The sequence below is a fragment of the Veillonella sp. VA137 genome (assembly GCF_003992015.1).
Classification (GTDB): Bacteria; Bacillota; Negativicutes; order Veillonellales; family Veillonellaceae; genus F0422.
This window is the reverse complement of sequence record NZ_RQVK01000001.1, coordinates 204,812-221,436: the sequence shown is the minus strand read 5'-3', so window position 1 is coordinate 221,436 and position 16,625 is coordinate 204,812. Positions and strand designations below refer to the sequence as shown.

13 protein-coding genes are annotated in these 16,625 nt (G+C 39.4%); 11 read left to right on the top strand and 2 right to left on the bottom strand.

The window, feature by feature from the left end:
• The first annotated feature begins 81 nt into the window (after positions 1-81).
• The 5 genes from sufC to sufU are packed head-to-tail and all read left to right on the top strand — an operon-like array spanning position 82 to position 4,986.
• Positions 82-825 (top strand): Fe-S cluster assembly ATPase SufC, encoded by a 744-nt coding sequence (gene sufC / locus EO116_RS00960; protein WP_009353596.1) that lies wholly within the window; start codon positions 82-84, stop codon positions 823-825.
• Between the two features lie 9 nt (positions 826-834).
• Positions 835-2,244: a Fe-S cluster assembly protein SufB gene (sufB, locus tag EO116_RS00955; protein ID WP_127160250.1), complete on the top strand. Its 1,410-nt coding sequence runs from the start codon at positions 835-837 to the stop codon at positions 2,242-2,244.
• Positions 2,245-2,253: 9 nt separating this feature from the next.
• Entirely contained in the window at positions 2,254-3,303 is a 1,050-nt protein-coding gene (locus EO116_RS00950; protein ID WP_127160249.1) for a SufD family Fe-S cluster assembly protein, read from the top strand.
• A gap of 14 nt (positions 3,304-3,317) precedes the next feature.
• On the top strand, positions 3,318-4,547 hold the full coding sequence (locus EO116_RS00945; RefSeq protein ID WP_127160248.1) for an aminotransferase class V-fold PLP-dependent enzyme: 1,230 nt from the start codon (positions 3,318-3,320) through the stop codon (positions 4,545-4,547).
• A gap of 13 nt (positions 4,548-4,560) precedes the next feature.
• The gene (gene sufU, locus EO116_RS00940; RefSeq protein ID WP_127160247.1) at positions 4,561-4,986 is read left to right on the top strand and encodes a Fe-S cluster assembly sulfur transfer protein SufU; all 426 of its coding nucleotides are present in this window, start codon (positions 4,561-4,563) and stop codon (positions 4,984-4,986) included.
• A 109-nt stretch (positions 4,987-5,095) separates the two neighbouring features.
• Here the strand turns inward: sufU and EO116_RS00935 are convergent, their stop codons facing one another.
• The gene (locus tag EO116_RS00935) at positions 5,096-5,320 is read right to left on the bottom strand and encodes a (2Fe-2S)-binding protein (protein ID WP_009353629.1); all 225 of its coding nucleotides are present in this window, start codon (positions 5,318-5,320) and stop codon (positions 5,096-5,098) included.
• A 221-nt stretch (positions 5,321-5,541) separates the two neighbouring features.
• On the opposite strand from EO116_RS00935, the gene EO116_RS00930 reads away from it, so the two are divergent.
• Positions 5,542-6,213 (top strand): HAD hydrolase-like protein, encoded by a 672-nt coding sequence (locus tag EO116_RS00930; RefSeq protein ID WP_127160246.1) that lies wholly within the window; start codon positions 5,542-5,544, stop codon positions 6,211-6,213.
• A 235-nt stretch (positions 6,214-6,448) separates the two neighbouring features.
• Here the strand turns inward: EO116_RS00930 and EO116_RS00925 are convergent, their stop codons facing one another.
• Positions 6,449-7,675 carry an aminopeptidase gene (locus EO116_RS00925; RefSeq protein WP_127160245.1) on the bottom strand — a complete coding sequence of 409 codons (1,227 nt, stop codon included), beginning with the start codon at positions 7,673-7,675 and terminating at the stop codon, positions 6,449-6,451.
• Positions 7,676-7,760: 85 nt separating this feature from the next.
• On the opposite strand from EO116_RS00925, the gene EO116_RS00920 reads away from it, so the two are divergent.
• The 5 genes from EO116_RS00920 (at position 7,761) to EO116_RS00900 (ending at position 16,620) form a co-directional block, all read left to right on the top strand.
• Positions 7,761-8,363 carry a helix-hairpin-helix domain-containing protein gene (locus tag EO116_RS00920; RefSeq protein ID WP_127160244.1) on the top strand — a complete coding sequence of 201 codons (603 nt, stop codon included), beginning with the start codon at positions 7,761-7,763 and terminating at the stop codon, positions 8,361-8,363.
• Between the two features lie 101 nt (positions 8,364-8,464).
• Complete coding sequence (locus tag EO116_RS00915; RefSeq protein ID WP_164726016.1) at positions 8,465-10,570, top strand: ComEC/Rec2 family competence protein; 2,106 nt, start codon at positions 8,465-8,467, stop codon at positions 10,568-10,570.
• Positions 10,571-10,580: 10 nt separating this feature from the next.
• Positions 10,581-11,549, top strand: coding sequence for a DNA polymerase III subunit delta (holA, locus tag EO116_RS00910; RefSeq protein ID WP_127160242.1), 969 nt, complete (start codon positions 10,581-10,583; stop codon positions 11,547-11,549).
• Positions 11,550-11,556: 7 nt separating this feature from the next.
• On the top strand, positions 11,557-12,909 hold the full coding sequence (locus tag EO116_RS00905; RefSeq protein ID WP_127160241.1) for a VanW family protein: 1,353 nt from the start codon (positions 11,557-11,559) through the stop codon (positions 12,907-12,909).
• A 12-nt stretch (positions 12,910-12,921) separates the two neighbouring features.
• Positions 12,922-16,620: a PolC-type DNA polymerase III gene (locus tag EO116_RS00900; RefSeq protein WP_127160240.1), complete on the top strand. Its 3,699-nt coding sequence runs from the start codon at positions 12,922-12,924 to the stop codon at positions 16,618-16,620.
• Positions 16,621-16,625 lie beyond the last annotated feature (5 nt).

The following is a 16,625-nucleotide window of genomic DNA, read 5'->3' as shown; positions in this document are numbered from 1 at the left end:
TTTTTACGGTATTCAACATATGCTAAGACCTAACGAGTCTTCTTTTGTATATAGTAGCTTATTTGATAAGGAGTGACATACGTGGCAGAATTACTTCGCGTAGACAATGTGCGTGCCTCTATTGAAGAGAAAGAAATCTTAAAAGGCATCAATTTAACAATTAATAAAGGTGAAATCCATGTAGTAATGGGCACAAACGGTGCTGGTAAATCTACATTGGCCAATGTAATCATGGGCAACCCTGCTTATGAAGTAACAGAAGGCTCCATCGTATTTGATGGTGAAAATATCACTGAAGAAGCTGTAAACGATCGTGCGAAAAAAGGTATTTTCATGTCTTTCCAACATCCAATTTCCGTACCTGGTATTACAGTAGAAAACTTCATCCGTACAGCTAAAAACACAATTACTGGTGAAAACGTACGTGCTTTAGCTTTTAAAAAAGAATTGAAAGCGAAAATGGAAGAATTATCTTTCGATACTTCTTACGCTAACCGTTATGTGAACGAAGGTTTCTCTGGTGGTGAAAGAAAGAAAAATGAAATTCTTCAAATGTCTATTTTAAATCCTAAATTGGCTATCCTTGATGAAACTGATTCCGGTCTTGACGTAGATGCTGTTCGTATCGTATCTGAAGGTGTAAACCGTTTCCATAATGAAGAGAATGCGGTGCTAATCATCACTCACCATAATCAAATTCTTCAAAAATTAAATCCAAACTATGTACACATCTTAATCGATGGCCGTATTGTAAAAACTGGTGGCCCTGAACTCGTTCGTGAAATCGAAGAAAAAGGCTACGACGCATATAAAAATTTAGTATAGGAGGATTTCATGGAAGCGAGAAAGAAAACTCAAATTGAGGAGATGGATCGCGGCGTCTATGACATTCGTAATGAATTTGAATTCTCCTATAAATCAGAAGCTGGTTTAACAGAAGATATCATTCGTGAAATGTGGGCTAACAAAAATGAACCACAATGGATGTTAGATTTCCGTTTAAAATCTCTTGAAATTTACAATCAATTAGATGTTCCTAATTGGGTACCAGATATTAGTGCCTTGAATATGGCAGATATCGTTACTTATGTAAAACCTAAAATTGATATGAAAGAAGACTGGAACGAAGTTCCAGATGATATTAAAGAGACATTTGACCGTCTTGGTATCCAAGAAGCTGAAAAAACTTCTTTGGCTGGTGTAGGCGCTCAATATGACTCTGAGGTTGTATATCATAGTATTCAAGAAGACTTGATTCGTCAAGGCGTTGTGTATACTGATATGCAGACAGCACTACACGAACATGAGGATATTGTAAAACAATATTTCATGACATTAGTGCCACCTACAGATCATAAATTTGCAGCTTTACATGGTGCAGTATGGTCTGGCGGTTCCTTCGTGTATGTACCAAAAGGAGTGACTGTAGATATTCCACTGCAGTCCTACTTCCGTTTGAATGCACCAGGCGCAGGTCAGTTTGAACATACTTTGATTATTGTAGAAGAAGGCGCGAAAGCACACTTTATTGAAGGTTGTTCTGCACCAAAATACAATGTAGCTAACTTACATGCTGGTTGTGTTGAGTTATTCGTAAAAGATAATGCGACTTTGCGGTATTCTACTATCGAAAACTGGTCTAAAAACATGTACAACTTGAATACAAAACGTAGTCGAGTTGGTAAAAATGGTACAATCGAGTGGGTATCTGGATCCTTCGGATCTGCGGTATCTTGCTTATATCCAATGAGTATCTTGGCTGGTGAAGGAGCGCATTGTGAATTCACAGGCGTTACATTTGCTGGGGAAGGACAATATTTAGATACAGGGGCAAAAGTTGTTCATGCCGCACCACATACAACAAGTAATGTTAACTCTAAATCTATTTCTAAGAGTGGTGGTACAGCGATTTATCGTGGTGTTTTGAACATCGGCAAAAATGCAGACCATTCTAAAGCGACAGTATCTTGTGAGTCCTTAATGTTAGACCAAGAGTCTCAATCCGATACCATTCCATCTATTACTATTGAAAATGATAATGTCGATTTAGGGCACGAAGCAAAAATCGGCCGTATTTCCGATGAAGCGATTTTCTACTTAATGACTCGTGGTATTAGTGAAGAAGAAGCAAGAGCAATGCTTGTGCGTGGTTTCGTAGAACCAATTTCTAAAGAATTACCATTAGAATACGCGGTAGAAATGAATAATTTAATTACCTTAGAACTTGAAGGTTCTATCGGATAGGAGGTTAGGATGAGCAACACATTACATTTTAATGAATTGCCTAGACCGACTTTCCGTTGGTTAAAGGTAAATCATACAGAAGGCAATGTATGGGCTGGTACAGAACGTGCTACAGTGACTGTTGAAGGGTCCAAGCACATTGTAACAGATATTACAAATAAAGAACTATTAGAACCTTCTTATGAAGGCGTCCATGCAGGTGCTTTGCGTGATGCATCGCATCACTTTACACATGGCTATCACATTCAAGTGCCAGCTGGTGCAAAGGAAGCATTGACCATAGTTCTTGATGTACAAGGTGCTGTCAGTGAAAGAACACTCTTACAAATCGAAGCGGAAAAAGACTCTACCCTAGAGTTAACGCTTTGCTTGAAAGGTGAAGCTACTGATGGTCATGTGGGGTTACTTTCAGAAATCGTGTCCCACACAGGGGCGTCGGTAGTGTTCAAAAAAGTGCAGTTGCTAACTGGTAAGGTACAACAATTTGAACATCGTTATACACGAGTAGAAGAGTCTGGTCATGTAGAGTTCATCAATATTGAGTTGGGTGGATCTGAAAACTTCTTGAATTACCAAGAGGATTTAGTAGGCGACTATGCTGAAGTAGAGCATGACTTGGGCTACTGTGGTACTGATACACAAGTATTTGATATCGCTATGTTGATGAAACATATTGGTAGAAAAACAATCAGTAATATTAATAACTTAGGTGCATTGAATGGTTCTTCTAAAAAATCATTCCGTGGTACTTTAGATTTCTTGCGTGGTAGCTTGGCATCAGAAGGTGCAGAAGAAGATACATGCTTGTTATTAACACCACAAGTTAAATCCATCTCTTTACCATTGTTATTATGTAAAGAAGATAATGTATCTGGTAATCACGCATCTAGTGCTGGTCAATTAGACCAAGCTAAACTATTCTATTTAATGAGCCGTGGTTTTAACGAAGAGGAAGCAAAACACATCATCGTAGAATCCATGTTACGACCATTGATTGATCGTATTGGCAATGAAGAAATGGAAGAAACTGCCTTAGCAGTACTACGACAAAAAATATAATTGAGAGGGATAGTATGAAACCAATAGCAGAGGCATATAAAGATTTTCCAATTTTAACAAGAACCCATCGTGGTAAACGTATTGCTTACTTAGACAGTGGTGCAACCACACAAATTCCAGTGCAAGTGATGAAAGCATTAGAAACACATATGGCAAATCACAATGGGAATCCCCATCGTGGGGCCCATGTGCTTGCCATGGAAGCATCTGAGGCTTATGAAGGAACTCGTGATGTGGTGCAACGTTTTATCAATGCTCGTAAACGTGAGGAAATTATCTTTACTCGCAATACGACAGAAAGCTTGAACTTAATTGCTCATTCCTATGGAGTGAAGCATGTGAAAGCGGGAGATAAAATCGTCATTACGGTAGCGGAGCATCATGCGAATCTTGTGTCTTGGCAATATGTATGCCGAATGACAGGTGCTACCTTGGAATATTTGTACCTAGATGAAACTGGTCACATTAAAGATGGTGAAATGGATAAAATTGATGAATCTACGAAAATTGTATCCTTTGCCCATGTAAGCAATGTACTAGGTATGGAATTTCCAGTGAAAGAGCTAGTGGAACGTGCGCATGCTGTTGGTGCTATCGCTATCCTAGATGGAGCACAATCGGCTCCTCATCAAGCTATTGATGTGCAAGCATTAGATTGTGATTTCTTCGTTTTCTCAGGTCATAAAATGTGTGCCTCTCAAGGTATTGGTGTTGTGTATGGTAAATATCACTTATTAGAAGACATGGATCCATTCTTATTTGGTGGGGACATGATTGAATATGTGAAAGAACAAACTACAACATTCAATGAAGTACCTTATAAATTTGAGGCTGGCACACCCAATGCACATGGTGCTGTTACATTAAAAGCTGCCATTGAGTATTTGGAACAGTTTGGTATGGATGCTATTCATGAATATGAACAAGAATTAGTGCGCTATGTATTACCTAAACTAGCGGCTATGCCACATATTCATGTATTAGGTAGTGCCAATCCAGAAGAAAAGCATGGAGTTATTGCTTTCACTGTGGATGATGTACATCCTCACGATGTAGCAACGATCATGGATAGCCATGGGGTATGCTTACGTTCTGGTCATCATTGTGCGCAACCACTAGGTGCGTATTATGGAGTACCTGCATCCAGTCGAATTAGTATGTATATCTATACTAAAAAAGAAGATTTAGATCAATTTTTGGAAGCCCTAAAAACAGTTAGACCAACCATGGGCTTGTCAGAGTAAGGAGAACAATACCATGGAAATGGATCAAGTGTATACGGAACTGATTTTGGAGCATAACCAAGATAAGCGTAATAAGCGTTTGTTAGAGGTCTTTACTGCTAGTGAACATGGTCATAATCCAAGTTGCGGTGATGATTTAACATTGCAAGTGAATGTGGTAGAGGGTATTGTAAAAGATGCTGCTTATACAGGTTCCGGCTGTGCTATCAGCCAAGCATCGGCATCTATGATGATTGATGTCATTACTGGTAAATCCTTAGAAGAAGCGTTCCAACTAGTGGACCTTTTCTTAGGAATGATCAAAAAAGAAGTGACTGATGAAGACGAATTAGAAGCCTTAGAAGATGCGATTGCTTTGCAAAATATTTCTAACATGCCTGCCCGTGTTAAATGTGCAGTGCTTGCTTGGCATACATTGCGTGAAGCATTAAAGAAATAAAAAAAAGGCTGCTACAGAATGATGTACATTCTTGAGCAGCCTTTTTTGTGTATATAAAAAAGATAGGTGATGTATATCACCTATCTTATGGTTCTTATGTTGGTCACGCTTACCATTGTCCTTCTTGGTGTTCTTTTAAAAGTTTCACCACTCGTGGGCCACAGCCTTTGCCACCGCATGCACCAGTACCAGCACTAGTGCGCTCTCTAATTTTAGGAAATGTATCGCAACCATCTAAGATTGCTTCTTTGATTGCTTTTCTTGTAATACTACGGCAAGTACAAACTTTTGTTAATTTATCTAAAATGGCCGTAGGAATTTGATTATCTTCCATACTGTCCTCCTACTATATAGAAACTTTTCTATATACAGTATACTCTTTACTGTATGAGTTGTAAAGGTATTTTCTATCATCAAGAAATGTATCTTGTACCTAAGAAGATATATACTTAGTATATTTTTAAAGTGGAATTGACATAGGGAAATAATTAACTTTTATTTATTATATGTATTAGAACATATATAACAACGCATTTATTTTTGATAGGAGTCATTATGATTTGTGTTATTTTTGATTTAGATGGAACATTAACAGATTCTCATGAAGGAATTTTAAAGTCTATACGTCATGCCTTAACGAGTATGAATCATCCTATTCCTGATGAGGACACATTACAATTATTCATTGGTCCACCGTTGGCGGATTCTTTTAAAGAACATTGCCATATGACAGATGAAGAGGTGGAGCAGGCCTACAACTTTTTCAAAGAACGGTATGATTCCGTAGGAAAATATGAAAATGCAGTGTATCCCCAAATTGAAGAAGCCTTAAAAGCGCTTCGTAAGACAGGTGCTTATGTTGGGATTGCTACGGCAAAACCTGAAGAACAAGCAAAGGATATTATTAAGCATTTTAAACTAGATCCATACTTTGAAGTAATTCGTGGGGCCAATCGAGAAATTGGGTTAGTACATAAAAAAGATATCTTGCAAGAAGCATTACAAGATATGAATAAGGTGACTGAACTAAAATATAAAATCTCTCGTTGGTATATGGTGGGAGATCGTAAATACGATATGGAAGCTGCGAAAGAATTAAACTGTGTGGCCATGGGCGTATCCTATGGTTATGGCTCAGTAGAAGAACTAGAATCTGCTGGTGCTGATTATATTTGTGAAAGCCCATCAGATATAATAGTGAATATTGCAGTGGATACATTGTTATAAGATCAATATCTTATCGTACAACAGTTTAATAGATGTAAACCATAGGGCTGCCATGCAATAGACTACTGGTATATGGCAGAAAACAAATAGACACAATAAAAAGAGGCACCTTGCGGTCATGAGAGGTACCTCTTTTTTGCATTACCATATGTTAGTTCATACACCTTTCCATAAGATGTGGACTTCTGATGATTTTATGGGGGACATGCATAATAGTATGTTAGATAGAGTGCTCTTATACTTGCAATCGTCCTTCAATCATAATAGGAACTTCTTTGCCGTCTTTAGTGGTGCCCATGATGTTCATTTTTTCATGACCAATCATAAAGTCTGTATGAGCTAAGGATGTATTCAATCCACGAGCATGGAGTTCTTCTTGAGATAATTCATCGCTATGGGTTAAGCAAGTTGGGTACGCAGCACCTAAAGCCAAGTGACACGATGCATTTTCATCGTACAAGGTTTCAAAGAAAATCATATTGGATTGGCTAATAGGGGAGTAATGGTCTACAAGGGCTACTTCTCCAAGGTAGCAAGAGTTTTCATCCGTCTCAATGAGGTTTGTTAAATACTCACGACCTTGTTTGGCATCGTAGTCAACGACCTTACCATCTTTGAATGTCATATGGAAGTCTTCGATGCGGTTTCCATCATAGATTAATGGTTTCGTAGAGTACACAATGCCATTGGCACCTGCATAATGAGGTGCAGAAAATACTTCTTCTGTTGGAATATTGGCATCAAAGATAATTCCTTTTTTAGATGATTCTTTACCACCTAACCATAAGTGCCCTTCTGGCATTTGTAAAGTTAAGTCTGTACCGTTTGGACAGGTATAATGTAAGGATACCAATTGTAAATCATTCAGTGTTTTGGTGCGCTTAGCAAGGCGATCTAAATGGTTGGCGAAGGATTCTTCTTCTGGTACGTGTTTCATACGACATAAGGTAAAGATAGTATTCCATAAGCGGTTGATTTTTTCTTCTTCTGTGCCCTCATAACCAAGCAAATCAGCCCATGTGAGAGTGGCTACTGAGGCTACACACCAAGTAAGGGTGGAATCCATAATGGCCTCGTGGTAAAATTTAGTTAACTTGCCCGTGCTACGAGAGGCGAGGGCGATTTTTTCAGAAGGCACGCCTTCATAGGCAAATGGATTCGCACTGATTAAGGATAAAATACAGGCATTGGAATCAAGGATATGATGATACATATCTTGAATCCAAGGAGCAGGGTTAGATAAGACTTCATCTTTCACATTGGATAGACGAGACTTAGCTGTGATAGTGCTACGCCAATTAATGTGCACATCTTTAGCACCCAGTGCATAGGCCTCGTCCACAACGATGTATACAAAATCTTTATTTTCTACATCTCCATTGATGACCAACAGTTGGTCTTGTTGTAAATTGACACCTTCTTGTAGTAAAAGGCGGGCATATTGTTGTAAATCTTCTTTCATAATACCTCCAAATATATACTGGTAGTGAATTTTAAAGGATACTACTCATCTATGACGAACCTTTTGTTTGAAAGGATGTGATAGAATGAAAGTAACAAATCGAAAACGAATTGGCATCATTGTATGCCTATTCCTACTGTGTGTATGTGGATACTATCTTATTATAGCAGATACACCTATGAAAGGCGATGGAGATGTATCACAATCTGATACGCCGAAGATTGTCAAACCCTCTGAAAAAGGAGACCGAGGTGGTCCAGTGGAGAAGGAAACAAAAGCAACTACGATTTTGGTGTATGTTACGGGAGCTGTAGAAGAACCAGGGTTGTATGAGCTACAAAGTCCTGCGACAGTGAAGTCAGCTATTGAGGCCAGTAAAGGACTATTGCCCTATGCAGATGTGAATCATCTACATTTAGAAGATACCTTAGAGGAAAGCGCACATATTCATGTAGATTTCAACTTTCACGGCAGTCCGGAAGAATTATTACGAAAACAAAACATATCCATCAATGATGGATCGGAAGCAGACTTACAAAAAGTATCTGGTATAGGGCCTAAGATGGCGAAAAAAATTGTGGACTATCGTCAAGAACATGGACCTTTCAAAAGTTTAGAAGAATTACGACAGGTGAAGGGCATCGGACCTGCATTGTATAAAAAAATTGTGGAGAAAGTACGATTATGAAAAGGTTACCCAAGCCAATAGATCTAGGTATCACCAGTGTGCTAGGAATGCTATTGGGAATTTGTATGAGTCTATACGAAAACGAATTACACACCTATCTTATGTATTGGTTAAGTATCATTACGATATTTGGTATCCTTGGGATAATAGGATTACGTGGATACGAACAACGTAATGAACATATGTATAAAATAATGCGATATGTGATGGGCTTAGTGGGTATTATGTCTGTATTTACGGCTATAGGATATGTACATACAGATCGAGTCATCACACACTATTTTGAAGATAGACCGTTTTATTATGGTGCCGATGGTGCCTATTATGTGCAATTCACCTCTAATCCACAACCTACTGTGACGCTAGATGGCATTATGACCATGGTAGATGCTGATGTAGAAGGTATGGATATAGAAAAGAATGGCGCTACTGAACATGTACCAGCGAAGGGCAGTATTCGTGTTTATGTGCCAGGGGAACCACCTATTCATATGGGAGACCGATACGTCATTCGTGGTACTGTGAAAGGCTTTACCTATTATGAGCAAAGTGGTGCCTTATCTATGAAAACGAGACATATCAATGATGGATTGCAAGGAAATTTGTATCAAGGTACCATAGAGGGGAACTATACAGTGGAGAGAACCCTAGGCATATGGCTAGCTGATACGGGGTATGCACTGGGTGCTTACCTAGATAGAGCCCATCATTGGGTGGCACAACAATTTGAAGAAAATCTAGATCCATCCATTGCTACCTTGGGTTCCTCCTTGGTTCTAGGTGGTCAATACGCGATGCTGCCAGAAACGATGGTAAAGTTATTCAGTGAAACAGGGCTTATCCATATTTTGTCGGTGTCAGGGTCCCATATTGCTCTCTTATTTCTCATTATTTCTACCGTATTACAACGGTTACAGTTACGTAAAGGTATAGAATTTTCCATCACTTGTACTTTGATTTTGCTGTACTGTACTATTGTGGGTTGGAGTCCGCCCGTATTACGATCTGCCATGATGGGACTACTAAGTGGATACGTGGTTATGCATGGTGGGATGTATCGTGCTTTACATGCGCTCCTACTATCTGCCTTATGTTTACTGTTATGGAAACCATTATTCGCGGTAGATATTAGTTTTGTATTATCTTTTGGGTCTACCTTGGGGATCATCGGATTATATCCCTATGTGTATCGACTGTTTCCACCGAATCCTATCTCTAAAGGTGTGGCTTTATGTATCTCTGCACAAGTTCTTATATTTCCTATAGAGCTGTATTATTTTCATATCCTTAGCTTTCTTAGTATTTTGTCCAACCTGATTGTAGGTCCTTTGCTAGATATAGCTATCATTGCAGGTCTGTGTCTATCTTTGCTCAATATGGTATTTACTTTTACATTAGGTTGGTCCCTCTTAGGTTTCATTCTGAAAGCCAGCATGTCTCTTTTATTTGCTATTCGTAATCTAGGTCTATTGTGGTCACCGCCGATGCCTTTATGGTTAGTGGTAGTGTGGTATCTAGGCGTGGCGTATATATATTGGTTGTTAGCACTGAAAGAGCCTATTCGTGTGGCATGGAATAGGATAGCAAGTATTGCACTCTTGGTAGTAGGGATGTTGCCTTTAGGACTATCGTATGTAAAACCAATGGTGCAAGTGGTCCCTATTGCTATCTCCTCAGGACCAGCTTTTATGGTCTGTAAGACAGGCTTTTATAGGGAGGCATACCTATATATAGATGCTAAGAATGGCGATATTTCACCACGAGCGATGAAACAATGTATAGATGCCTTGCATCATCGTGGATTTAGTCATTGGAATGGTGTGTTTGTAGAGGGATATCAGAAGGGCTATGCTCACGTAGATACCCTAGAGCATCTATACAGTAAAGGACAAACCGGTAAAGAGCTAACACTAGATTGGCTATCTGTACAAATTCACAGGAAAGCAGGCTATGAAATTAAAGTAAAAGGACACAGAAAGTTTCACTTTCATCCTAGAAAAGAAGGAGAAAAAGTTCAAGAAATAGTGTATAATAGTAAAAGAGAAACGAATACAATATATGGCTTGACCGCTAGCAATCAACTATTGCACTATCAAGAACGAGGGGCAACGCAGTTTATCGTGTGGAATACCCTGCACAGTCAATTTGATGTGGAGGAAGGAGTGTATATTGTAGGCAGTGATGAAAACAATGTAGTAACATTATAAGAGGTGACAGATGGTTACATTACTCTATGGAGATGAACCACAATTATTAGAAGAAAAAAAACAGAATCTCTTACATCAATATACAGATCGGACCTTGCTTACCTTGCGTGAGGAGCAAGGTCCCGGTTCTATTTTAGGGCAATTACAAGAAGTATCGCTCTTTGGTGAGCCACGAGTATTTTTGCTTGTCCATTTGCCTATCTTTGATAAACCGAAGAAAAAGCTGGCTCCAGAGTGGCAAGGATTGCGAGACTATTTGCAAAGCTATACTGGAGAGGATCCTATTATTGTAGTGTATCCAGAAACTATTGATGGACGGTTGCAAGGAAATAAAGCATTTTTGGGAGCTGTAGAATCCTTTAAGTTTGAAAAAGTAGAGGGAGAAGCTCTCTTTCAGTGGATACAACAACATTGCAAGGCTCATAAGCAAAAGATAGATCCCGATGGTATGGCATATCTACGTGATTTGGTAGATTTGTGGAAAGATGTGCCTTTAGCATTTTTGCGCACAGAATTTGATCGATTGTTCCTACTACTAAAAAAAGGGGAAGCGATGACAGGGCTATTTTTAAAAGAGCATATGACAGACTTTGGAGAGAAAAATATTTTTCGCTTTAAAGATGCTTTATTAGCAAAAGATGCACGAACATTACTAGATTTATTCCCCTCTATGCTTAAGAATAAAAGTGTAGATATGGCGATGGCTTATGTACATAATCAAATGCATTTGCAACTTATGGTCAGTGAATGTGCCTATTATGGGATGACATTACCTGAGATTCAAAGCTTATTTAAGGAAAAAGGGATGAAAGCCAATCCCTATACAATTAAATTAGCCTTTGAAGCGCGTCGAAAAATTCAAATCCCAGCGGTGGCAACATTGATTAGCCAGCTGTATCATTTAATTTTGCAAAGCCGTCAAGGTATAGCAGATATGAGCCAATTTCAAGATATTTGTTTAGCCTATTGCGCAAATTAGGAGAAGTATGAAACGAAAGTATATTGCCACTGTGGCGGCTCTCATAGCTCTCGTTGGGGGAGCTGTAACAGGGATTGTATGGCCTACTGGAAATACGATTTATGGATTAACTATAGATGGTCATAGTATCTCTCATCAAAGTATGGATGAAGTAGACACCTATTTACAAGAGCGGAACACACAGTCACAAAGGATTCGCATAGTAGATCCTAAGGGAAAAGAAACGACCATGAATTTAGCAGATTTAGGGATTACCATAGATAGGGTGGGAACCTTAACCGATGTAATGGATTATGGCTATGAAAGTGATGTCATGACCTATGTCATGCACCGAGTAGATGCGTTACTTCATGGAAAAGAGATGAACATTCGATATAAAGTAGATGGACCAGTGGCTGAGTCCTACTTTATGAATTATGCAAAGGCCATGGGACAAGTAGGAACTAATGCAACTATTACCCTTGAGGGTGATAAAGTCGTACATCAGCCCGCTAAGGTAGGCCGTAAATTGGATGTGACGGCTACTATGAAGCGATTGCAAGAACAACTGCAAGAAGGTAAGGTAGAGACTTTAGAACTTGTTATCAATGAGTCTGCACAGCCTACGATAACGGATAAAGATTTAGTGTCTATCACTTCCATATTGGGGTCCTTTACGACTTATTTTGATGGCTCTAATACAAGCCGAGCCCATAATATTCATTTAGCATCTCAAAAAATTCATCAAACTTTTATTCCGGCAGGGGGGATTTTCTCCTTTAATCAAGTAGTAGGAGAACGGACTGCTGAAGCGGGTTATGACGATGCACCTGTATTTATGGGAGGACGTTTGGTGCCAGGTATTGGTGGCGGAATATGCCAAGTAAGTTCTACTTTATTTAATACTGCATTGTTATCTGGTATGGATATTGTAGAACGTGATACGCATTTTGCTCCTGTTTCCTATATACCAGTAGGCTTAGATGCTACTGTGGCGTGGGGATATATTGACTTTCAGTTTAAAAACCCTTATTCTCATCCCATCTATGTGATTGCCGAAGAAGGTGCTGGCTATGTGACTATTACTATATTAGGAGCTAAGGAAGATGTACCACAGTCTGTAACAATTACAAAGGGTAAAGAACAAAGAATTCCTAATAAAAAGATAGAAAAAATCGATGAGGCTGTGAAAGAGGAAACTGTAGAGGAAGCAGGTCATGAGGGAGTTTCTGTAGATACGACGAGAACCATAGTATATGGAGATGGGAGGTCTTCTACGTATACCTTTAATTCTTATTATGAACCTGTAGATACGGTTATTGTCACAGGTCCTAATGTGGTGAAAAAAATTAAAGCTAATCCGGTGAAGTCAAATCCGTAAAGGAGATGTACTATGAAATATTATCATATGGTACTAAAGGGAGAGTCTAAAGTAGACTTTCACTTTTATTTGAAAAACGGAAAATTGCATATATTTGGTTCTCAGTTGACAGGAACATTAGATAAGGCAGTGCAAACACGTATTGAGGAAATCTGCGATTCTATTGGTTGCACCTGTGAATTTGTGGATACGGGTGATTTCATGAACCAGCTTGTTCTTACACGGATGCCTCATAGGCAAGAGTGTGATTATACTGGTTACGTTCAAGAACCTAGTGTGACAGATGATGATGCGTATCTCTTTTTGCAACAAGCCAACGAATTGTCGGATTATGATATCTATTGGGACATGGATGAAGAGAATCGATTCGATGAAATGGAGCTCTATGTAGGTAAGGATGGCACTATCAAGATGTCATCGGATTATGATGATTTGTACGATGCACCAGTGGTCATAGATCGTCCTAATACGCCAGCTCCAACGGCGACAGGTAGTTCTCCATATTCTATGCGAAGACGGAAGCTAACTACTGAAGATGGGATGTTATTAGGTCCTGCTTTTGATGAGGCAGATACGCATCGCACAGATGATTTCTTTGTGAGAACAGGAGAGAATGTTGTTATCTCTGGGTACTTTCACGGTTTAGATATACGAGAAATCAAGCCTAAGGAAGATAGCAAGGCTGTACAAAAAGCACGTGAAAAAGGTGAAGAGCCTAAAAAGCGGTATATTATTACAGGTCATATTGTGGATGATTACAATAGTTTGGACATAAAGCGATTTACCAGCCCTTCTGAAGACGGACCAAAGCTATTAAAAATTTTAAAATCTGTTGGGAAGGTACAAATTAAAGGGGAAGTCATCTATGATGAGCAATTTGTACGAGACTATGTGTTAAATATGGACTCGGTCCGGCCTGTAGAAGATAAGGACAATACGAAACGCACTGATACTCATGAGGAAACTAGAGTAGAACTTCACTTACATACGAAAATGTCTGAGAAAAATGCCCTAGTAGCAGTGAAAGACATTGTGAATCGTGTGAAAGATTGGGGGCACCCAGCGGTAGCCATTACTGACCATGGGGTGGTGCAAGCATTTCCAGAAGCACAGGCCTATTCCTTGGAAAAAGGCGTGAAGATTCTCTATGGTGTAGAAGCCTATTTAATTGAAAAAGAAGACCAAACTGTACCGCATCATATTATAATGTTTGCAAAAAATATGGTAGGGTTGCGGAATCTTTACAAGATGATTTCCATTAGCCATTTGAATTATTTCGACGAATATCCTAGATTACCAAGAGCTGTCATTGAAGACCATCGTGAAGGGATTCTTATCGGCACGGCTTGTAAATCTGGTGAATTGATTCAAGCCATTGTTTATGGTGCTACCGATGAAGAATTGCAAGAGATTGCTAAGTTTTATGATTACTTAGAAATTCAACCTCATGATAATTACAAAGGTTTCATCAAAGAAGGCGTATTAAAAAACGAGGAAGACTTACAACAGATTAATCTTCGTATTGTTGCGTTAGGAGATGCTTTGCAAATGCCTGTAGTAGCTACAGGGAATGTGCATTATATGGACCCTAAAGACAAACTGTATCGTGAAATTATGCTCACAGCCAGCGGTGTCAAAGATCCAAAAGACAAAGCAGATCAGCATATGCGTACCACTGATGAAATGCTAGCAGAGTTTGCGTACTTAGGAGAAGACAAGGCCTATCAAGTAGTAGTGACCAATACGAGAGCTATTGAGCAAAGTATTGACTATATCATACCTATCCCGAATGGTACCTATTCACCCAAAATTGAAGGGGCCGACAAAGCCTTGGAGGACATGTGCTATGCTAAAGCGAAGTCGATTTACGGAGATCCCTTGCCCAAAACAGTGCAGGACCGCTTAGATTATGAGCTTAAAAGTATTATCGGCAATGGTTTCGGTGTGTTGTACTACATTGCCCATAAACTAGTAAAAAAATCTTTAGATGATGGGTATTTAGTAGGCTCCCGGGGGTCCGTAGGGTCCTCCTTTGTGGCCACCATGGCGGATATTACAGAAGTAAATCCATTGGAGCCACATTATGTGTGTCCACAATGCAAGTGGAGTGAGTTCTATTTAAAAGGGGAATATGCGGGGGGCTTTGACTTGCCACGTCGTAATTGCCCTGAGTGTGGTACGCCACTCATCGCGAATGGTCACGATATTCCTTTCGCTATCTTTATGGGATTCCATGGGGATAAGGTCCCAGATATTGATTTGAACTTCTCTGGAGATTACCAAGGACGTGCCCATAAATACACGGAAGAATTGTTTGGACGAGACAATGTATTTAGAGCGGGAACCATCGGTACCATTGCGGATAAAACGGCGATTGGCTATGCCTACAAATATGCAGATGTGAATGACTTACAAAAACGACGAGGTTTTATTGAAAAGTTATCTACAGGTTTTACAAAAGTAAAGAATACCACAGGCCAGCATCCGGGAGGCATCATGGTTTGCCCTCGAGATATGGATGTACATCATTTCACACCCGTTCAATATCCAGCTAATAAAAAAGAAAGTGGTATTATTACCACCCACTTTGACTATCACTCGATTGAAGGTCGTATGACCAAACTAGATATACTGGGCCATGATGATCCTACTATCATTCGCATGTTAGAAGATATGACGGGTATACCATCTACGAGTATTCCTTTTGATGATCCCGCTACATTGAGCTTATTCTCCTCAACGAAAGCATTAGGCTTGACCCCGGCTCAATTACAAGGAGACAAAGTGGCTACCTTGGCAGTACCTGAATCAGGTACAGGCTTCGTACGGGCTATGTTGGAAGATTCAAAACCACAAACCTTTTCTGACTTAGTGCGGATTTCTGGTTTCTCTCATGGTACCAATGTATGGGTAGATAATGCTCAGACCTTGATTAAAACAGGGACATGTAAATTGAATGAAGCTATCTCTACCCGTGATGATATTATGAACTTTTTGCGTAATCATGGTGTGGCAGATAATGTAGCCTTTTCTGTGATGGAAAATGTGCGTAAAGGGAAGGGAATCGAAAAGCGTAATAAAGAGGGGATTGCTCAAACAGATTATGAAGACCAAATGCGAGCAGCCCAAGTACCAGAGTGGTTTATCGCTTCTTGTAAAAAGATTTCTTATTTATTCCCACGGGCCCATGCCGTAGCTTATGTTATGATGGCATTTCGCATTGCTTGGTACAAGATTAATTATCCATTAGCATTCTATGCATCGTATTTTTCTATTCGGGCAAAAGCCTTTGACTTGAAAATTATGATGGGTTCCTTAGAAGAGCAGCAACAAGAATTTAAACGGTTGAAAGCCCTAGCTGCGAAGTATGAAGCATCACCAAAGGAAAAAGATTTAATGTCTGCCTTAGAGGTATCCTTGGAAATGAAACAGCGAGGGTACTCCTTCGGCAATGTAGAATTATATAAATCACAAGCTAGACGGTTTATGATTAAAGATGAAACCTCTTTATTACCGCCATTTGTAGCTGTTACTAGTTTAGGCGAAAAGGTAGCGGATGCCATCGTAGAAGAACGAGAGCAAGCAGAGTTCTTATCCATTAAAGATTTGCGGAGGCGTACAAAAATGTCTCAAACTATTGCGAATCGTATGGTGGAATTAGGTTGTTTAGGCGACTTACCAGAAGATGAGCAAATGAGTTTATTTGGATGATAGGA